Here is a 20655-nt window from a genome sequence, read left to right as displayed (position 1 = left end):
TTATTAATAATCGGAATAATGTAATTGTTTATTGTTACATTTACCTCAAGCGCAGTAACCACTGAGTCATAGCATAAGAATACGCAGAATAAAATACACATAGGCAGAAGCATATATTTATATAATTGATTTTAATCGGCAATCTTTAATATGCCTTTAATTTCATTGTATAATGATTTTAATTCTGAATAGAGTCTCCCGTATATATAATCACGAGAATTCATTATTCCATTTAATTGTTTACCTGCAAACTCTAAGTAATCCCTTCCTTTATCGTCTATACCAAACTTCTCATAATATTTTACTGCATTTCTTGAATAAATTAATACATGATAATTAACTCTCATGTCTTTATCAATGCAGTATTTAAGTGTCTCAAATGTACGTGATAAAATTTCCTTTAAATCAGTTATTTCTTTTTCATTATTAAGTTTGACATCAATATTCTTTTCAAACATAATCATTGCATGAGTATTTGCAATAGTAAATATTTTTTTATTACAATCAGAATAAGCTTTATCTATTTGCTCCCATGCTTTAGTTATGTCACCTTTTCTTTGTAAGAATAAAGCGTACTGATGCCTTATATATGGAGATGTATTCTGAGTTAATACATTCTCATAATACGTTATACCTTCTTCCGTTATAAATGCTCTATTTGTAATATCAGCGTCATATGCTCTCTTCTTAAAAATATCATATCTGTAAATTATCATTGGATTAACATTTTTAAGAAATTTATTTAAAACATAACATAATGTTTTTCTTGATATTACGTTTATTGATATTTCACCATATAGTTTACTTCTCATTGATACATAATCCTGAGATGTTGATAAATACTTTTCTGCAACATCAACATCAACAATTATACTGTTCATTTTTTTTATTGCATACATAATTTCATCATAATTAACCTTATTTTCACTAAAGTAAAATATCAACATATCCATAGATGCTGGAATTCCACAATAACTTATATAATTTACTAATACATACAACTCTAATAGATCAATTTTTAATATTGTATCTTTATAGTGCTCTAATGATAATATATATTCCTTAACTCGACTTTTTACTGTTATACTTTTGTAAACAAAAAAAACAATCTCCAATAATGACACATTTTGATTTTTCTTTAACATTTCTAAAGCCGCATAGCTTTCTCTATTCATCGACTGACATATACTCTGAATATCGCTAGATTCTAAATTACTCACATCAATAATTGAATTGATAGTAATATTTAAAGACTTTTTTATAAATTCATAATTAATTGCTCTTTCAGTAGTAACAATTTTAATATTATTGCATTGTTTCAAAACAGAAAACGCATCCAAATTGTTATAAAGATTATCCAAAAATACTATAACATTATTATCATGTTTAACAAGATTTACTAGGCGATTTGCTTCTGCTTCTATCATATTATTAAACCAGAATTTTCGACCGCTAATTTCCGATGCAAAAGCCAGCTGCATTAATAATGTAGATTTACCACATCCCGGTATCCCTGTTATTAACGTTACATTAAATTTCAAAATAGTATCATATATTTTGTTGAAATAAGATGTTCTTACTAAGCTTTTAGAAAGTATGTCGGATATTTGGGGTTCCGCTCCAAAGAAGAAATCGGATATAGGTCTAACTGGTGCCTTTTTTATTAATTCCTTTGTAATAAAATTATTAGGAAAAGCATTCCTATATTTTTCATATATATAAGGGTTTCCCTCATTTTTATTGACAAAGGGCATATTATATAAATAATTTATAAGCTCTTTAGTATCAGCAACAATTATATTAAAATCTAGTTCTTTTAAATCTTCAATTAAATCATTATAATTTCCTTCAGGGTATACAACTATCCACTTAGGCATTTTTAGTGAGTTAATAGTTTCTGCGTTACAAAGTAATTGAATACTATTACTATCGTATAGGCTTGTACCCCAAAATATTGTAGGACATGCTGCTAGTTTATATGTTACTGCATTAAATAATGTATGATCAATTATAAATAAATCATGAAGTTCCTTTTCCGTAAAAGATAACCTCGTATCAACCGGATATGTAACTGAACCATGTAATTTGTATAAATTTACTATATTATTTTTATCAATTAAGCCATTGATTTTAACATCCGATATATCAATTGTGGCATTTGCATCACTATATATTTTTTCAATCAAGTCATCAATATTTATTGTAAAAATATTCTTTAATGGTAATTTATATATTTTCAAATAATCTGAATCAAACTCTTTAACTTTGTATTTATTACGAAGAAACATATTAAGTGCATCTTTATTTCTAGATTTAATTTTTTGGCAAACTTGGCTCAAATTTAAATTCCTATGATTCTCAACCTCAAAAGTTTTAATAAGTTGCTCACATATTTTATTTCCTAGCGGTAATTTCTCATTTTCATTATTTTTTGCATAAGCAGAAAAACCTGCACCTAAAAACATATTTAATCCATACTGCCCAACCATCTCCATAAATAAACTTTCGTTATCAAATCGCACTTTATCACACACCTTATAGTTTTACATAATAATACCATATTCTAGAATGATTTTCAATATATTACTTTATTTTATATTATCTGCTATACATTTTATCAGTTCTTCCCCATCCTTATAGTTATACAAATAATGTATAACTTCATCACCGACGCCTAATTTATCTTTTATAATCCTTATTGCTTCATTAATTGTAATTTTTACATAAACTTTTTTCATATTGTTCTCCTTTTCTAGAAAAATTCTGTTCTATAACATGAGTGTTCCATACTTCTTCAATTCTATACCACAATCAACTTTCCGTAAGACAAAGTCAATGGAAATAATTTAATGGTTTTGTGTTTTATTAATAGCATAAATTATTTGTGAATTCTATGATTTCTAAGAATACAATGGCCATTACTGACCAGGGCATCTTTATTCTTTACTATGCAGAAGAAAAGCATCACGAAGGATGCTTAAATAACGCTGCATTTATTAACCTCCGTTTTCATTTCACAATCTTTTTTACCCTATCCAATACAACATTGCATATTTGTATGATTTGCACATCAGGTATATACAGGACATTATAAAGAATTGATGTTTTCCATTTTGATTCCATATAAAACAAGGAAAGTCGGCCACTGTGCTACGACATCTGGCAGTCGTTTAGAGAGTGCCTATTGACAACCTTCCCGCTTACACAATACCATATACGTTGTATGCCATTCTATGCCATTTATAATTATTTTACTCGCCCTGCTGCCAGAGCTTCCCGGGTAGCCGTGCCGATCCTGATTCCATCATCCTGCATATGCTTTCCCCAGCCCAACTGGTCCCAATAGACCAGTACTGCAATGCGCGTCTTCGGACCGAAGGAGCCGTCTATTGTCAATTTAGACAACCAAATCTGGAATAACCGTATTCAGCCGCTCCTCGGCCCATTTGATGTCCTCCGGCGTAATTGTTTTAGCAGGGATGTAGGGTGCGCTGTCCTCAGGCGCATATTTAACACCAGTGTACTCACATACTCCCCTTGCAATTTCCTGCGCGCTTTCCAACCCGAAGGCTTTACTGGCCATCATGGTTGTGGCCTCGTTAAGGTTAGTCATAAAAGCGACCTCACACAGGACGGCTGCCTTGACATCCATGGCATTGCAGTTGCACATTGCCATGGACTGCTTCGTTACGCCCCGGTCGGTCTGCTTTGTGCCTCCCGCCAGGTGTTTTAGCACCGTCTGGGCCAGCTTATCAGATTGGCCTGCATATTTTGTCATGGATATATATTCCCATGCCCTGGGCGCTGTTAAAGTTTGCACCGTCACCATAAGCGTCGAAGTGGACGGATATGCTATATTCACAATTTGCCTTCGCTATCTCTGCCAGGGCGGTATCAGGGTCATCCGTGGCGTTATCATCGTTAAAACCCGTCTGCATCACATCAAATCCACAGCGCTGCAACTCCTTCACCAGCTGGAAGGCCACACCTACATTGGCGTAATGTTCTCGGTACTGTTCCCCTTTTTTGATATCATTCGTTCCATCCTGATCGATATCAATTGCTACCGGAAACGGAGGGGTCCTCTTCCCTGCTGTGTTAGCCCCAGGGCCTGCATTAACGCCCCCAATTTAACATACCTGGGATGCCAGCATTATCAGCCCGAGCTGCTGGCAGCAGAAAATTATTGGTTGTATGGTGGCTTGTGATTTATTGTAGCTTTCTCCCTGATTATTTGTTATAATGGTAAATGATGTTAAATACAACAAGGGAGGATTTTACTATGAAGAAATTTTTTTCATTATTTTTATTTATCTTTATAAGCACTATGCTTTGTCCAGGTAAAAGTATAATGGCTGCTGAACCATTAAAGTTAAATACTACAAAAAAGACGATGTATGTTAATGACAAATATACTTTGAAAGTAAATAATACAACAAAAAAAATAATGTGGAAATCCAGTAATACAGAAGTTGCCGAAGTAAATAAATCCGGAAAAGTGACTGCTCTCGCAAAAGGCAAAGCTACAATTACGGCTACTATTGGCGCAGGAAGCAATAATACAAAATTAACCTGTACAATAACCGTAAAAGGGCGCTTATCAACAAATATAAAGGACGCTTCCCTTTACACTCCCATGGATGAATATCAAGAGATTTTAATAACATTTGCTAAACCCAGAGACGGAGAGTTTTTGACTGCGAAAGTAGACAATTATAATGTAGAAATAGAGTTCGGTGATGGTGATGCGGAAAATAATATTGTTTCCTTATATGTTACGCCAGTTGAAAAGGGGATATCTACAATCACACTCAGTATAGGAAAGTACGATACGCTTCCTTCATCTAAAAATTCCGACACTGAAGATAGCGATACTTCCTATGAATTAGCTGAAAGAGAATATATAACCAGATTCGCTTCACCTTATATAACATATGATCCAATCAAGGTAACAGTATACGTAGGATTTGACAATAGCGCATGGATAAACGATGACGACCTATGGAGCGTATATGGTATAACACCAATTATAGAGAGTAATGCCATATATTTAATTCCCAATGTTGAGTCAGGTACTACTAAGAAATCTTTTTCAATTCCAATTGAAGAAAAGGAATTAAATAAAGAATACAGTCACAAAGGTTTACGATATAAATTCATCAAATCTAATACTGTTGAATTCTATACTCAAGACTTGAGGGATTTAAAAATTATCAAATAATTCTACTCACAATATATAAAATAAAAAACGCCCCTGCTGCAAACAGAGACGGTTTCTGCAATATAATAATCAGGTGATTATAATATCGCCCTCAACAAGCCTATTATAACACCTTTCACATAAAATCATAACAAAAATAGGTTGGGTGTATTTTTTACGTTAAATGAAAAACCAAATTCTACTTACCAAAATCAAGGGGGTGCGGACTAACAAAATCAAAATCACTATTAGAAAGAGGTAAGTATATATGTATTGAGGAAGTTGTTGTTTATGCAGATGGCGCTGAGCATAGAAAAGATATTGCCAAAACAGAAACCAGAAAAAGAGTGCTTAGACTACCGGCTTACATAAAAGATTTAATAGATCAATTGCCAGAAGGGCAAGATCGCTTAGTAGAAATGAGCGGCCACGCCTTATACGATCGCTTCCGCAGGATACTTAAGAAAAATAACCTCCCGCACATGACCTTTCACGAACTGAGGCACGTAAATGCATCAGTAATGTCTGAGCTTCAAATTGCAGAGAAATATGCCCTGGAACGAGGAGGCTGGAAAACCGATGACGTGATGAAAAGGATTTATACGCACACGTTCTCTAAAACTCGGAAAAAGGCGGATGAGGCTATAGATAATTATTTTGAAGAGGCCATTGGAATCAGCAATGAAAATATTGATATTCAAAAATACAATGCCTGGCTGACCCTGTACGAAAAGGTTCATACTGCAGCGGCCATGGATGAATTTAAGAGGTTTATGCAACACGAAATGCAACACAAAACAAAAACCCCCTGATAAATCAAGGGGTTTAGAGCGGAAGCGGTGGGATTCGAACCCACGAGCCCGTGAAGACTACCTGATTTCGAGATGCAATGCCCTTCGTGGAATTATGAAGAACTTGATACCACTTTGCGGACTTCAAAAATATTATATTTCTGCAGACACTTTAATACCATATAATTTTCTTTTTCGATTTGTGAACTTCTTGTTATAAACATAAAAGGAAATTCACTGTGGAATAAAATGACAAATCAATGCATCTTTACAAATTGGATTTCATTTCACTAAAATATATTACCTTTCAAACGGATAATAATCAAAAATACTCTGTATAGCATCTGCTATATTCATAACGTCTTCGATTTTTAATTCTGTTAATTTTTTATATCCTCGAACCCGTAAATCTAGTAATTTCATTTGTTCACATAAAACAATTCCTTGCATATCCGTTGCAATAACCGGTATGTGTAACGGATCCTCAGATGCATTTTTCAAGACAGGGCATGCAATAATCTGTTCTGTTCGATTAAAATATGCTTTACTCACAACCAGTATTGGAGTATTAATTCTTTCAACTGAAAGAATATCTCCTTGTGCAATCGCATTCATCTTATGTTACCATTGCTCCCTTCCTTCTGCTTCTCCCCACGAAACTTCTTCATAGGGGCCAAGTTTTCCCTGGAATTCTGCAGTTCTCTCCTCTAATGTCTTATGCTTGAATGTCTTAGATAGAATTATACTTCCATCCTTAATCTGAATATCAAGAAACTCGTTAACACGGACTCCAATTGTATCTAACAATTCTTTTGAAAATCTTACACCTTGCCCATTTCCCCACGCTTTTACCTGTGCTATCATAATTCCGCCTCCTTTCGTATATACATAGTATATACCATTACCTCTGAAATATCAATTACTTTACAAATCTTTGTACATATAAATTCAAAGTACTTTTCTTTTCACGCCATTTTACTGCCATCAGAAAAATAGTGTAAAATGATATAAGTAAAATATTGTTTTCTTATTTGACTTTTCATAGTTTACTCAAGCTCTAAACAGTTGCTCCTACCTTTTGATGCTTGAATCATATTATATCGGTAACATTTTGTGATTTATTCGTTTTGGAAGATATCCATCAATCACAACTCATATAACAAATCTCCTAATTCTATTGTATCAGCTCCATATAATTTTTTGTTATCTGACGCCTTAATACTTCGTCACTTAGTTTCCTCATCTGAGCAGTCTGTTCATATACCGTTTTTAATTTTTCAATTGTATATCTTTTCCCATCAACTTTTGTAAATGGCCCATCACTTTCAATAAATAACCTTTCCAAAGGTATATGATCTATAATCATTATACCTTTAGTACTGCTAAGCATATTAGAATTAACAGAAAAATAACATCCTAAATCAATTAGTTTATCCAGCCAATACTCGTTTCCTGAATACCAATGCATAATAACCTTATGATTACCATTCTTTTTTATTATCCTATACACATCTTCCTCTGCTTTTTTGCAATGGATAGTCATTATTTTGTCAACCGCCCTCCCACAAATGAAATCAAACACTCTAAGCTGTATATCAGAAAAGGCGGCATATTCTTTTGAAAAATCCAATCCCACCTCCCCAACATACTTTGTTTTATAGAGATTATTTATAAACGAACTATTGCTAAAGGATATTTTTCCTGCATTCTGTGGATGATAACCTAATGCAAATTGGACATATTGTGTTGGTCTATACAAATCTATGCAAGACTCAAAAATCTCAGGCTGATTTGTAACGCATAATGTATGTTGCTCCAAAGAGTTAATTCTCTTATATGTTTCCGAATGGTTTGCATAAAAATCAAGATGAAAATGCATATCAATCAGTTTATTCATCCTCAATATCCCCTATAAATTCTAACAATTCCATTCCATTAGATTCAGCTTGAGTTCTTATAAATCCATGCAATTCTTCCATAGATTTCATATAAACATCTACAAACTTTTCAATTTCTTCTAGGTTCATTCCACCTAATACAATTAATCTTTCAATATAATACTCTCTATTTCTATGCTTTAAGTAGTTATGTAAAGAAAATAATACAGCCTTTAAATCCGCCGTTTTTCCTGTATCAGAATTAGAAAATCTCTCATTCTCAATAAATGGTAGTCCAATTCTATACTCTTCCTTGAACTTTTCCAGATATTCTTCCTGCACAAGTATCCCATTTAAAGATGCCCTTCTGATTAGGCACGGATAGCAATAACCACAATTTCTCGGTCTCCCTGGAATTCCTTTATCAGCACGCATTGGATGAGAACAAGAAATTGTTTCTCCTGCTCCACGTTTAAATGCTTTTGTTTCTTTTACGCTTTGAACAATTTCACCTTTTGTTTTATAGGCAAAAAAATTCTCCACCTTATGGGGAATCCCTAACTTCTGCAAAATATCATTGAGACATTTTATAAAATGCACATGTGTTGTTCTTGTGCTACAACTTCCCATACGACTTGGTGTCAATGGAATGTTTAGACCAATGAAACCATTCTCCGGAATATATACGGGTACCTCATGCCCCACTAGAGAAGCCACAGCTAAAGCAATGGAAAGAAACAGCAATGATCTGCTTCTACTTGTATTTTCATTATATACGCTTCTCATATCCTCGTTTATATTTCGAGGAACACCCGGATCTGCTTTAAAAATTATTATATCCATATTATTTTCCGGATAATCTTCTTTCAATATTTGAAACAAGTTGTCTATTCTTTTGCCTAATGCAAAATACTCCCTGCATCCCACAAAGCAGATATCTTTACCCTTTTCTAATAAATCTATAGCACCAGAAAATGAATCTAATCCTCCAGAAAATAAGGAAACAGCATCGAACTTTCCCTCAATCATATTATACTTTTTATCCGTAGAAAAATTTCTGAATTTTGTTTCTGCCTTACGGAAATCCAATTCCCATAGATCTCCACTGAGAAAGTCCAAGACCTCTTCTAATTCTTTTTTTACGTATTTCCACTTATCTAATTCTAAAACCGGTATCGAAATATGTATATGTCTTGTCCAATTATCTCCTGTCTCCGCTAAAACAGCACTACTCCTCGGTACTCGTTTGTCTGCCACATAAACACTGGCAGCTATTGTAATCAAGTCTTCATAAATTTCATCTAAATTATCTTTACCAAACCTTCTCCAAATTGCCTCAAAATCTACTTTTAAATTTGACTTTGGACTCTCATCCAGCATATCAAATATTATAGAGTCATCAAATAAAGAACTCAGATTCTCTATTTCTCCTTTGTTAATCCAAATCTTCATATTGCCCCTCCATCTTTTTTAATTTATCATAACATTCCCTGCATACAGAGGAAATATACTTCTGCCCCTCTGGGCTTGCGTAATCCAAATCTAATTTTTTCTCCAATTGCACATCTGCTACAATTCTATTTTCAATTGCAGAACTCACCTGACTCATTAGTCTGTCATAGTTATCCGATAAGCTTTGGTTTGAAAATATTTTCTCAGAAAAACAAGTTTCAAAATTTTGAATAGCAAATTGAATTATAAATTCTAGCAAAAATTCTTCACTATCTATCTCTTCTAAATCCTTAAACTGATTAATCTCCAACCGTTTCAACGTATCTGATAGACTTTTTCTAATTATCTGCATATCTGTAGTATTAATATCACGCGCAAAATAATCAATAAGCCCTTTGTAAAGTTCTTGTCCTGTTTTGTTTAATAATGTATCTATGCCAATATTCTCTGCAGCACTTATTATACCATTTCGCTGTACAGAATTAATAAAATTCATAACATTGCCCGCTACTACAGCAACATTACTTTTTCCTAAATGTGTAGACATATATGCATCTGCGTATTTAGAAATTGCTTTACCAACTCCTGTATTACCGTTAGTTCCTTTAGCCATTCTGGTTACTGCCCCTTTTGCTCGTTTCCACTGTTCATTTTTAGGTGGAATATATCCTTTTGAAGTCCCCATATTCGTCTCCTAATCTATTTATCCGCTGTAATTGTTTTAATAGTATCTTCACTAACACCATTTTTCTCTAATTCACTTATTACTTCTGTAAATCCTTTCTTATCCGCTTGAAACATCGAGCTTAATATTGTAACAACTGGCAGGTTGATTTCTGAACTTTTCATCTTTTTAATAATATCCCTGATTTCAGAACGATAATCTGGATAGATAATATAAATCATTTGTATTTTTTCAAGAATATCTTTATTTTCTTTGAATTTCTCAATAAGGGCATCTATTACTTTCGTATATTTGATCTCTTTGTTATCCTTTAATTCCTTTATCAGTCTGCTAAACTCAGTTGCTCGTTTAGACTGTAATATCTTATTAAAAGCTGCAAGTTCTATTTTACTCAAGGAATCAGATACACTTACATTGATATCCAACGATTCTCTTGTTAAGTAAAAATATTTAAGTAAATTTTTCTCATATAAATTAATTGGGTCAGATCTTAGCCATCTGATAATTTTATCATCTGACCATTTGCGATACTGTTCTGGTATTTCCTCATTATTTATTGCACTATTTGTTATTTCCTCCAATTCATGAATTTTAGAATTGCCCTGGTCTTCTACCGACCATTTGTATAATTCCTTAAATCGTTGAGTGTCAATATATTCTAATGCCATCAATTTTGCCAATATTGAAAAGTTAAAGGTCTTATCTGCTTTATAATAAATTTCAGCCAATCTTTTCCTAATCAAAAATGAATTTAAAAAACGTTTCGCCTGCCTTGGATTACCTTTCAGGGTGCTTGCTATAACATCACTGGTTTTATATATTATCTCAAATATTTCTTCAAATTCATCTAATTCGTAGCCATTAATAATAGTATAATCATACTGTTCAAAAGCAGACTTCACAAATTCCAAGTTGATTTTTTCTCCAATAACAAAAACATTTTTTGCCTGCGCATATCTAAGCAATATTTCCAAACAATCTTCTTCTTTTATGGCAGTTTTTCTTGATAAATACAACTCACAAATTAACAGTAACAAATAATTTTTAATATCCACTTCTGATAATTCTGGTATATGAATCGGCAACTGTATAATCTTTTCGATATAGCTATCAGAAAAATCGTCTGAGTCCTCTGTTATCTTAGGATATTTGTTTTCAATAGAATATTTAATTACTTGATTATCAACAGCTATAACAAATGTAGTCTTTGGCACCGATAAAAATAATTTTATTGCTTCAAGTGTCTCTATTACTCGCTCAGGAGTACATCTATCTAAATCATCAATCATAACTATCAAATTATCAATTTCAGATTTATTAATTAATTCAGTAAATTCTGCCCGAAATAACCTAATATTTTCTACCGTTGTATTTTGATTGTCTTTTAATTCCTTATCAGTCCAAACTTCTTTCAAATCATCTAATATTTCTTTTCTCTTATTTTTTGTGAAATACTGGGCTACAGACAATGTAGCAATTGCTGGATTGACTGCACTCATGATCAAGGGTACACCATGCTTAATAGCCGTTGCCCCTAATTTCAAAAAGTTAATGCGCCCAATTAAATTTTTAATTTCATCTTTTAATCCTGCAAAAGCAGGTTGATTATCCATCAGTGTACGCAGTAAACTTTCCATAATCGCACTTTTAGCATCATCATACCCCTCAAAAATCCACGAGTTTAATGATATACAAACCAGTCTTGTCTTTGTCTTGTCGCGTTCTTCAATATTCTTTTCTACTAATTTTAGCAATGTAGATTTTCCAGCACCCCAACGACCAAAAAGCCCAATTGTCAAAGGATTCAATCTCTTATTCGCTGTAATATCCGTAATCAGTTCTGCAAACGGTTCATATGCTAATAAATCAATATGAGATTCTCTATCTAACCACATTTTTCTCCTCCTCTTATCTCGCTAAATATTAAATTTATGCTATAAGCCACCTTCAAATCTTTATATTTATTTTACCATTTATTCTTGTTCCACCTAGCAATACAAACACCCGTTCAAAACCAATGTCATACATCACCGCAATCATTCATTGCAAAGCCTTTTTGCATATATTCTTTTAATACGCTACTCGCCCATATCCTGAATTGTGCTCCCCTTAATGATTTTACCCAGTAGCCAACAGATATAATAGCATACAAATTATAATAATAAATCTTAATTTGGGTAAACAACAGTCGTAAGCCTATGCGGTAACTGCCCGGCTTGGCTCTCTTTTATTTAAAGACTCTGTATGTAATTTCATTTCAATGTAACTGCAGCAAGCTCTCCGAGCCGCAACAATACCTCTTTCCGGTAGTATTGGCTGGCATATCCTGCTAGTCTATCATAGTCCAATTCATTTTTCTGTATATACTCCAAAAGAATTTGATCCGGCTCCAGAGCGTCCATGGCCAGCTTCTCTTTATTTTCAATTACATCTAGCAACTGCAAATAACGATAATTATCATTGGTAACCTCAGATGGCGGCCTACGCAGGATAACTCCCAGCTTTTCCTCCACTCGGTTGCCCTTTTGCCTGAATGCATTGGTGGCATAAGTTTTGTACTTCGGCAGCTGTGTGGTAAGTCCAATTCTATTAAAGAAGAATGGACCCGTTTCATAACCAATCCTCTGTCCGTCCTTGACCAGATACATATCCCGCATAATCTGCTCAGGATTCAATTTCGTTTTTCCAAAGGGTGTTTCCTGTGCTTTATAATAGATTCCTTTTTGATAACGTTCCAGGCCATTGTTATCCGCAATACGTTTCAGATTCACATTGACAAGTATTTTTGCCTGATCAAGTTCGATTTGAAATTGTCCTGCCACCTCGCGGACAATTTCGTCCGTATAAATGGGAACGCCGAAAGGGAATCTGCGGATATTATCCTCTATATATTGTCCATAGCCCGCTTGTTCCATTTTCTCACCACCTTTGTAATTATTATATAATACAATAGTAACTATTGTATATTTATAATAACACAATTTTCCTTAGCATAATTGTCTTTGAAATCCTACCATCTAAATTATCAGGAAGTACAAGAGATCCAAAGTAATCTATAAACGCTTTTCTAATTGATTAACAGCCTCCTTACCTTCAAGTCTTGAGTACACGAGGTTATCACTTTGGGATTTCAACTCTATTCTAGACAGAACATCATCCAAATGAAGTTTCTCAATCAACCCATTCATGACAAAAGATTTATTTCTGTATTTGTCTCCGTTTTGGATTGCAGCAATCGTTACACCGGCACCCAAAATAACTGTATGTGCTCTCATAATTACTCTATTTTTATATCTCAAATGTATAAATAAGGATTTGGTTTCTGCCTACACCCACCATATATCAGCAGATGAGTATTCAATATTGTCAATTCGTCAAATTATTGATAAAATGTGGTTTCTACATTGGTATCTTCCAGTTACTTTTTAACTTCATATATTTTTTATCTTCCATTTTGGAATCATAGTAATTAGCATCCTCATTATAAACCACCTGCGACGTCAGCAGTTCATGATATTTTCCCAATTTTCCAATGCTAGTGAGATCATTAATTAATGATTTATATATTGCATTGAATCCAGTTTGCGGAATCCAGTCCTTTAACTTTCCAAGTACACCGATTTTAGCAGAAAAGTTTGGGATTGATGGTAACACTCCTTGAGAAAACAAAGATCCAATATTATATGCTTGAATAATCGGTGACAATGTTACTCCTTGTGGAGTAGAAACATAATATTTTTCACAAATCTGTTTCATTAATATTTCTACGTGATTTACAAGTTTGTTGGCTTCACGAATAGCTTTTTGTGATTTATCTTCTGAGAAAAGTTCATCAATTTCTAATAATTTTCTTCTAGCTTCAACAAATGCCCCTTCCTCTTTCATATGCAAGGCTACATTAATTGCATCTTTGGGATTTCCAGACTTTTCTGTGATCGCAGCAGAAAATAAAGGCATTGTATATTTTGTAATTACAGGTTGAGTTGAGGCAAATACTAATTTAACAGTTTCCTCTACCGGTACATTCATTGCTTTAATAAGTGTTTGACACCAATTTGGTTTTTGTGGAAATAACCTTTGAAAATAGTTAATTTGGAATGCATCTCTGATCGGATGTAAAATCAGAGTACCTCCCATTTGTTTTGCTACTAATGTATAAAATATGGTTCGATATGCCAACCAACTTAAATTTGCCATAAAAAGTTCTGTTTGCCTGCCTATATGTGCCTCTCGAACATTACCTTCTTTATCAATAACAGTATAATCTGATGTAATTGGCTTTCCGCGAGAATCTAGAATAACCGACGTATTAACTTGTTTTTTTGCAGAATTATCTTGTAATTCGCTAAAAATCATTTGTGTCAACTTGCTATATTTTTCAATATCAATTTCATTGTGGTTACCCGCCAGCATTTTTTGAGTAAGATAATATACGCTTGAAGACATATCCCAAGTAAAAATATTGTGCATTTTGAGCAATTCAAAAAAAGGCTTAAAATCATTATCTGTGAAGACCCCGCCCTCTACACGCGGAATTATATTGTTGGAAAGTTTATCGGTTTCTCGAAGTAATACTTCATAGTTCTTTTCGTCAATATTTACTTGTCCTAAAAAAGGGAAAAAACTTGCCCTCTCTTCTCTATATTGTTGTTTATAATCATCAATATAACAAACATCGTCGAAAAATAATATAGCTTGTATTAACGTCTCGAATGCAAGAATATCTCCATCCATAGTATGCTTATTACAAACCTCAATGTTTCCTAACAATCGTTGAATAGCCGTTAATGTAGAATTATCTATAATTGCCCTTCTCATTCCCCGTCTCTTCCTTCTTCTATTTTTTATATTTTCTTATTACAACAAAACCATCATATTGTGGATTAAGCCCATCGTCTGTAGTACAATTACAGAAAATGAGGTTATCCTAACGTTTGTTTTTATTTCCACAAATTTTAAAGTGTTTATTCTATCTCAGCGTAGTAATGTCCTTGCATTATTCCAAATTCAACAATTGAAAGAAATAAATTTTCGCCACAGAATAACATTTAATAAGTTTTTTCCATTCTGCCGAAAAAGCCTACACGAAATATATACTCATATAGATGACAGTCAGCTGCAGGTTGTCGTCAATGCAAATCCGTTATCCATGATATTCAGCTGAACATTATGGTTTCTTAATTATAACTGGCCGTTCAGATGAAGTTCATAACACACGATTGATAGCTGTGGTCACGGCTTGATCATGTCTAAAAATCGGCGGTATCTTTCTTGCACTTGTTTTTTCTGCCGCGGATTTATATACGATCTTTTCCAACTATCGGAAATTGCTTGGGGATCCAGTATGGCAATTATTTTTTCAAAGATATTCTCATCGCACTCACGTGCCAACTGCAAAAACACCAAGCAACCGTCATCATCAAAGTCTATTGCAGAAGAAGCATTCAGTTGCTTGATGATTGCTGGTACATTTGAGGAAAGGATCTCTTTTGCCACCGCTCCATCCGTCTTAATCAGCTCCCTCAAGGCATAAAAACTGATTTTCCACCAATGTCCAGTCAGCAACTCCGCAGGGATTCCATCTTTGAATACACTGACGGCACATTGCGGCGCAATCATCGCAAGAGGTGAGTACATGACCTGTATCCTATCCTGATTGTATTCCACAAACCGACGCGCTATTTTCCAATCGCCAATATGGAGTCCAATACAGATGTCTACAATCTCGCTATATCTACACCAACTGTCTTTTGCCATATCTGAAAGTCTAACTATGTCAACTGAGGCGACAATTTCCTTAGCTTTCTGTCTGTCATATTGTCCCACAAGACACATGATTTCATGAATGCTTTGCCAATCCCGCGGAAGACTATTTGAAATTGCGGTGCAAATTCTGCTACCGGTAGCACCTCCACCAAAGCTGCCGCCGTTTCTCTCTCCTCTTTTGTGGCTCGATGTCCGCCCAACAAACTCATTCCGCATATGTACAGAAAAAACTTAAAATTGAAGAGATATATTGCATGTATCATATCTTTTTTAAAATATTCTCTATAAATAGGCAGTAGTTTCCGTACTGTTTCGTGTACACATGTTGGGGCGAGATGTGCTATGGAACATAGGAAATCTGACAGTTCAGCTATATTTGACACGACTGTTTTGGAGCGCATCTCCACTATCATCGGACATAGCATCTCTCGAATCCGCGCATCCCCCTGCTTGGGGAGAGAGCATATCAAGCGGTTAAACAATTGCCCCCATGCATATAGGTTGGGTCTTCTCTCCTGCATCATGGATTGTATCATTTGTGCCCAATCAACCTTTTGTGTGAACCGTGGAGATCGCTTTTTGTCGGTGTTAAAAAGCGTGTTAATAAGATGAGAATACGCGTAGGCTGTCTCACTGTCGGCATGGGCGATCCAGTCAAGGAGCAAGGTCTCATGTTTATCCAAATACCATTGCCCGTTCTTTTCGTATCGCACTGTAAACACTTTTTCCATGAAGAACGCAATACCAGCACGTGCATGAGAGGTTTCCACATCCTTTAGGCACTCTAACGCCGAAGATATCATCTTTTCATTGATAAAGGTCTCCTCATGACGATAAGCGAAAGTGTAACCCAGCAGTCCATTGCACAGCCACACAAGGCCTAGCGGCATAATCTCCTTTTCCACAAAAGATGTCTCGATAGCCGTATATAACATCTTTTTCTTTTCCGTTGAGGCATCTTGGAGAAATTGTGCAATAATTACCTTTGCGCTTTCCATATGGACAATGCGCACATCATCTACAGATAGTACGATTTTTTGACTCACCAGATATTGCAAATCACCATCATCCCATGCCAGAGAACTGTCAACACGCCGCAGGCAGTTGCACAGCCAGCGATAATTTACGCAATTATCCAACTGCACAATTTGAAATACTGCAATTGCCGCAGCCAGCAGACCGCAGTCGTGATGTGAGCAAATCGTTTGATACTGTTCTTTCATAGTCTGCCAACCGCCGCGAAGGATGTAGTTGAACTGCCATGGTGTGGCCGCTTTTTCAGCCCCCTCCAGACGCCTTTCAATTGGTGAATCCATAAAATTAATACCGATCTGGTTATCACACTGATGTACAATGGGTGTAATTTCCTTCTTCCTTGCAAGAAAGTTGTCATGCAAAATTTTTACGGCATCCTTATTTGTCAGCAGGATTGTATCGTGCTGTACAGCAGGTGAAATTGTCTTTGCAAATAGAATTTTTGTGTTTAGACGTGTCTGTTCAGTGATTACCTCAATTGCTTTTTCCGAAAGCCGCTGTGCATCATCAATGATATAGAGCGAAGGCTCCGTGTTGTATGGAATCATTGGAACATTTAGATTTTCTATTGCCTTATAGCGGTAGACTTTCCAGCCTTTTCGATGGAGGTCATAAGCCGCCTGATAAACAGAGATGGATTTTCCACAACCGGTCTCGCCTTGTACCACTACATGATCCACAATCATCAACTGTTTTTCAATTCTTTCTACTTGCGGAAACTTGGGACACGCTTCCACATCTGCTGGCGTCAAACGGTAACCCATGATAGCATGCGATATGTTACGTTGGTACGAAAAATCCAGCTCTTCCCAAAGTTCTGTATCTACCGGCTCATAGAAGGACTCCTTCGTTTCTGCTTTCAACGCATCAATTCTCTTTAATATTTCATCGACATGTACTCTTGCCTTTTCATGGAAGAAACGCAAATTAGCAGACGTGTAAACACGGTTGTTCTTGACAATGTTGCACGCTGGGCAAGACGGAAGATAGTTTTCAATAGAATCTACGATAAATCCGGCTTTCTCCAGCTCCAAAAGATATTGCTTGACCTCGTCATCATAGCACTCTCCCATGTTGGATGGAATAATGTGATCCACATGCATATCGCGCTGCTGTATCGTACGACCACAGTAAACGCACTTCTCTTTATAGGAGACAAATATGGCTGTCCGCAAATACGAACTGTCTTTTCTATATGGATGAAACATGCACCATTCCTCCATTCTAGTACCATCTCTTATAATCACTCTAATAAAACCACCACACCTTTACCGATCTCCTCGTGGTTTTTCCTGTTCGGTCCAAGTCTCGCCTTTAATATTTCCTTCGCCATCCATATAATACAAACAATTATAGTTCAATCGACCAAAGAAGTGCGTAACATGTGGAGTGAATAACTGTTTTTCTCCGCCAATAAGCCATATTAATACATAATTGTTATTCTTTAGCCATTCACAAAAGACTTTCTTTTTAAACAATGCACATGACTGGGTATTAATATTCAAACCTGGGTCTCTAAAAACAACGACATTATTCTTCATCCATTCTCCAGGATTTTCTTTATTGTTTGTTAGTCCCACTTCTTCGATTATCTTTTTGGAAGGCATATAAAATGATGAGTTTTCATCCTCCATGTGATCAAAGCTACTTGTTGAAAACTCATATTCGTATAATGGAACATGATATTCACATTCTGGACCTTTATCGTATACTTCTTTTACAGACCAATCGGTAATATTATCATAGCATGGATGCCAAGGATATTCTCCCCAAAACCGCTGATTACCTGTGTTCGGTACATAAATCCAGTCTGGGCTCCCTAACCGTTTGCCAGAAAAATAAGTTTTATATGCGTCAAAATCTCGCTGGTTAATTATGCAGGTATTGATTCTGTACCATAATTCAGGTTCTCCATGTTTATCATCATCAATTATAGTTTTTATTTTCCAATCACAAAAAGAACGTAAGGTTAACCATTGTTCCCCTGTTTCCGGTTCGGTTGTACAAATAATCTTCCGAAAGTCTGGCAATGTCGTTTCATCCCATAGCCACCTTTTTTGCTCTGCTAAATCCTCAGAATCAAATTTAAAATGGTATGGCCGCCACCAGCGATATACTTTATCATCATAGCAAATATCCTTTTTAGCTTCAAACCAATAGGTAGGATCCATTTCCCTCACATCAATTTGCCATGGTCCCCAAAACTTACTATCATCCATGTCAGCATAACCTCTATCATCAAAATATAAGTTATTAGATAAATGTCCTAGCAATTCATAATAAGCAATCCACTGATACTTCTTTCCAATCCTTTCTATTAGGCCTCCATTTCTCCTATACGAATCTCCACAATAAATTCTTTCAAATTCTTCAAACAGTTTCGAGGTCCATCCTAATGCATAAGCTCTCTTAATTACCCATCGCTTAGCCCATTCTAAATCAACTTTGGCATTACATTCTGAAACACCTTCATGGTGTAGCCATTTTAGATATTCTCGCTGTGTTTCATCAAGCTTCTTGCTTAATGTGTCAAAATAGGATTCTTCATCGCTTTTTTCTTGAAATTTTTCTTCAGAAATATTGTCATCATCAAAATCCTCTTGAGCTTCAAAACCCATCTCTTGATCATCAAATTCGTCTTCACTTTCCTGATATAAACTTAATAAATCCGCTTTGTCTCCAATCAGGCTATTTATCCATGCTTTTGCATTTATCTTCCTTGTCTCTTCCTCGGATACTCTTTTATTCAAGATTTCCATATACTTGTTTTTCAGTTCTTCTGGCAGACTTTCAGCAAAATCAACATTAAACTCATAGCAGGTTTTTGGTCTAGGCTCTGATAGATTGGTTGCTGTCCAATCCGTAACATCTTTCATGGTGTACTTTCCAAAATCATTTAAAAACCCTTGAACCGAGCTTTTTATTGATGAACACTCTCCTTCCAGCGCATTGATGTCAGAAGGTAATGGATTCTCCAACGGCCAGGTACTTTTATATGGCGGACGAAATTCTTCAATATTTCCAATCACATATCCCTTTTTATTATGAGCATATTCAATAATACCTCTGGCATAATCCCGAATCAACATATGCGGATTTTCAACTTTCTCAGTGAATTGATGTTCAATTACACTTCTAACAATCTCGTCAAAACTAACCTCGTTCGGTAAATTTACCACTGCTCCATATACTGCTGCATATAGTCCATTTACTACATATGAATCATCTAACCCGGAATATTTACTTAAAAAATCAGGTATCTCATAAGGTATGCGTGAAAAAACTTTTGCCAGTGCTTTTATTGCTGACTGCCTTAACATTCGCTTCGAGGATGAGCTTGTCCAAAGTAACACAATAGCAACCAAACGTAGCCGCTCATGCTCCACATTCCCCAGATTTTCATGATTAACCCAATTAATAATTGTCCTGATTGGCGACTCCTTCTCGCCATCACTTTCTGAATAATCATGTGTAGATATATATGTAGTCCAAAAACGATCTCGTTCTGCCAATGATAACTTCAATAAATTTTTATCCAGAAAATCCGCATTCCAAGGATGGCCTGGCTCTGTAGATAGCGATAACAATGTATCCAATGCCATATTACCAAAAAAAGCAGAGTGCACTTTATTCAAATAACTTAAGGAATTATCACTAATCGAATCTTTCGAACGTAGTAATATCCCTTCAAGAAATGTATCATCCAAGTACTGCTCATATTTCCACTCATTATCTTCATCAAATATCAAAAAATCAAGTAGCTCTTTATGAAACTTTTCAGGTACAGCGATACCAAGAGCCTTTACAATCCCCCAGTATTGATATTTATCAATTATTGCTTTTAGGGCT

17 protein-coding genes and 2 pseudogenes are annotated in these 20655 nt (G+C 35.1%); 2 read left to right on the top strand and 17 right to left on the bottom strand.

Features of this window, described 5'->3' with window-relative positions; all coding sequences use genetic code 11:
- Positions 1-131: 131 nt before the first annotated feature.
- From HNQ56_RS11100 to HNQ56_RS11085, 4 genes and pseudogenes are all read right to left on the bottom strand, one after another.
- The gene (locus HNQ56_RS11100) at positions 132-2495 is read right to left on the bottom strand and encodes an SIR2 family protein (RefSeq protein ID WP_429145764.1); all 2364 of its coding nucleotides are present in this window, start codon (positions 2493-2495) and stop codon (positions 132-134) included.
- A 93-nt stretch (positions 2496-2588) separates the two neighbouring features.
- Entirely contained in the window at positions 2589-2738 is a 150-nt protein-coding gene (locus HNQ56_RS11095; RefSeq protein ID WP_429145761.1) for a hypothetical protein, read from the bottom strand.
- Positions 2739-3246: 508 nt separating this feature from the next.
- Positions 3247-3405, bottom strand: coding sequence for a peptidoglycan-binding domain-containing protein (locus tag HNQ56_RS11090; RefSeq protein WP_429145758.1), 159 nt, complete (start codon positions 3403-3405; stop codon positions 3247-3249).
- Positions 3398-3971 (bottom strand): annotated as a pseudogene (locus tag HNQ56_RS11085) (N-acetylmuramoyl-L-alanine amidase). The gene HNQ56_RS11090 and the pseudogene HNQ56_RS11085 overlap by 8 nt, the downstream one beginning before the upstream one ends.
- Before the next feature lie 311 nt (positions 3972-4282).
- Here HNQ56_RS11085 and HNQ56_RS11075 point away from each other — a divergent pair.
- Complete coding sequence (locus HNQ56_RS11075; protein ID WP_429145750.1) at positions 4283-5221, top strand: Ig-like domain-containing protein; 939 nt, start codon at positions 4283-4285, stop codon at positions 5219-5221.
- Between the two features lie 368 nt (positions 5222-5589).
- Positions 5590-6012, top strand: a complete 423-nt coding sequence (locus tag HNQ56_RS11070) for a tyrosine-type recombinase/integrase (RefSeq protein ID WP_429145748.1) — start codon at positions 5590-5592, stop codon at positions 6010-6012.
- Between the two features lie 279 nt (positions 6013-6291).
- Here the strand turns inward: HNQ56_RS11070 and HNQ56_RS11065 are convergent, their stop codons facing one another.
- The 13 genes and pseudogenes from HNQ56_RS11065 to HNQ56_RS11005 all read right to left on the bottom strand — a co-directional run bounded on the left by HNQ56_RS11065 (position 6292) and on the right by HNQ56_RS11005 (position 20555).
- Positions 6292-6606 carry a type II toxin-antitoxin system PemK/MazF family toxin gene (locus HNQ56_RS11065; protein ID WP_429145745.1) on the bottom strand — a complete coding sequence of 105 codons (315 nt, stop codon included), beginning with the start codon at positions 6604-6606 and terminating at the stop codon, positions 6292-6294.
- 6 nt (positions 6607-6612) lie between these two features.
- Positions 6613-6855 carry an AbrB/MazE/SpoVT family DNA-binding domain-containing protein gene (locus HNQ56_RS11060; RefSeq protein ID WP_429145743.1) on the bottom strand — a complete coding sequence of 81 codons (243 nt, stop codon included), beginning with the start codon at positions 6853-6855 and terminating at the stop codon, positions 6613-6615.
- A 310-nt stretch (positions 6856-7165) separates the two neighbouring features.
- Entirely contained in the window at positions 7166-7888 is a 723-nt protein-coding gene (locus HNQ56_RS11055; protein WP_429145740.1) for a TatD family hydrolase, read from the bottom strand.
- Positions 7881-9320, bottom strand: a complete 1440-nt coding sequence (gene qatC, locus HNQ56_RS11050) for a Qat anti-phage system QueC-like protein QatC (RefSeq protein WP_429145738.1) — start codon at positions 9318-9320, stop codon at positions 7881-7883. The genes HNQ56_RS11055 and qatC overlap by 8 nt, the downstream gene beginning before the upstream one ends.
- A complete protein-coding gene (locus HNQ56_RS11045; protein ID WP_429145735.1) occupies positions 9304-10005 on the bottom strand; it encodes a hypothetical protein in 702 nt (233 codons plus the stop codon). The genes qatC and HNQ56_RS11045 overlap by 17 nt, the downstream gene beginning before the upstream one ends.
- A 14-nt stretch (positions 10006-10019) precedes the next feature.
- Entirely contained in the window at positions 10020-11900 is a 1881-nt protein-coding gene (locus HNQ56_RS11040; RefSeq protein ID WP_429145733.1) for a KAP family P-loop NTPase fold protein, read from the bottom strand.
- Positions 11901-12040: 140 nt separating this feature from the next.
- Positions 12041-12166: pseudogene (gene rhuM, locus HNQ56_RS11035) on the bottom strand (RhuM family protein); the annotation flags it as partial.
- Positions 12167-12257: 91 nt separating this feature from the next.
- Complete coding sequence (locus HNQ56_RS11030; protein ID WP_429145730.1) at positions 12258-12920, bottom strand: hypothetical protein; 663 nt, start codon at positions 12918-12920, stop codon at positions 12258-12260.
- Between the two features lie 138 nt (positions 12921-13058).
- Positions 13059-13304 carry a hypothetical protein gene (locus HNQ56_RS11025; RefSeq protein ID WP_429145727.1) on the bottom strand — a complete coding sequence of 82 codons (246 nt, stop codon included), beginning with the start codon at positions 13302-13304 and terminating at the stop codon, positions 13059-13061.
- A 100-nt stretch (positions 13305-13404) separates the two neighbouring features.
- Positions 13405-14823 (bottom strand): hypothetical protein, encoded by a 1419-nt coding sequence (locus HNQ56_RS11020; protein WP_429145725.1) that lies wholly within the window; start codon positions 14821-14823, stop codon positions 13405-13407.
- Positions 14824-15237: 414 nt separating this feature from the next.
- Positions 15238-15762, bottom strand: coding sequence for a hypothetical protein (locus HNQ56_RS11015; RefSeq protein ID WP_429145722.1), 525 nt, complete (start codon positions 15760-15762; stop codon positions 15238-15240).
- A 14-nt stretch (positions 15763-15776) separates the two neighbouring features.
- Positions 15777-17903, bottom strand: a complete 2127-nt coding sequence (locus tag HNQ56_RS11010) for a P-loop NTPase (RefSeq protein WP_429145720.1) — start codon at positions 17901-17903, stop codon at positions 15777-15779.
- A 171-nt stretch (positions 17904-18074) separates the two neighbouring features.
- Positions 18075-20555, bottom strand: a complete 2481-nt coding sequence (locus HNQ56_RS11005) for a hypothetical protein (protein ID WP_429145717.1) — start codon at positions 20553-20555, stop codon at positions 18075-18077.
- Positions 20556-20655: the final 100 nt, after the last annotated feature.

Source organism: Anaerotaenia torta, from assembly GCF_050433395.1.
GTDB lineage: Bacteria > Bacillota > Clostridia > Lachnospirales > Lachnospiraceae > Mobilitalea > Mobilitalea torta.
The sequence above is the reverse complement of the archived record's forward strand: the minus strand, read 5'-3'. Positions and strand labels throughout refer to the sequence as shown.

What these genes read in the sequence shown, in the direction of transcription:
- HNQ56_RS11100 (WP_429145764.1), bottom strand. Translation starts at nt 2,495, where the DNA reads ATGGAGATGGTTGGGCAGTATGGATTAAATATGTTTTTAGGTGCAGGT.
- HNQ56_RS11095 (WP_429145761.1), bottom strand. Translation starts at nt 2,738, where the DNA reads ATGAAAAAAGTTTATGTAAAAATTACAATTAATGAAGCAATAAGGATT.
- HNQ56_RS11075 (WP_429145750.1), top strand. Translation starts at nt 4,283, where the DNA reads ATGAAGAAATTTTTTTCATTATTTTTATTTATCTTTATAAGCACTATG.
- HNQ56_RS11065 (WP_429145745.1), bottom strand. Translation starts at nt 6,606, where the DNA reads ATGAATGCGATTGCACAAGGAGATATTCTTTCAGTTGAAAGAATTAAT.
- HNQ56_RS11060 (WP_429145743.1), bottom strand. Translation starts at nt 6,855, where the DNA reads ATGATAGCACAGGTAAAAGCGTGGGGAAATGGGCAAGGTGTAAGATTT.
- HNQ56_RS11055 (WP_429145740.1), bottom strand. Translation starts at nt 7,888, where the DNA reads ATGAATAAACTGATTGATATGCATTTTCATCTTGATTTTTATGCAAAC.
- qatC (WP_429145738.1), bottom strand. Translation starts at nt 9,320, where the DNA reads ATGAAGATTTGGATTAACAAAGGAGAAATAGAGAATCTGAGTTCTTTA.
- HNQ56_RS11045 (WP_429145735.1), bottom strand. Translation starts at nt 10,005, where the DNA reads ATGGGGACTTCAAAAGGATATATTCCACCTAAAAATGAACAGTGGAAA.
- HNQ56_RS11040 (WP_429145733.1), bottom strand. Translation starts at nt 11,900, where the DNA reads ATGTGGTTAGATAGAGAATCTCATATTGATTTATTAGCATATGAACCG.
- HNQ56_RS11030 (WP_429145730.1), bottom strand. Translation starts at nt 12,920, where the DNA reads ATGGAACAAGCGGGCTATGGACAATATATAGAGGATAATATCCGCAGA.
- HNQ56_RS11020 (WP_429145725.1), bottom strand. Translation starts at nt 14,823, where the DNA reads ATGAGAAGGGCAATTATAGATAATTCTACATTAACGGCTATTCAACGA.
- HNQ56_RS11015 (WP_429145722.1), bottom strand. Translation starts at nt 15,762, where the DNA reads ATGGCAAAAGACAGTTGGTGTAGATATAGCGAGATTGTAGACATCTGT.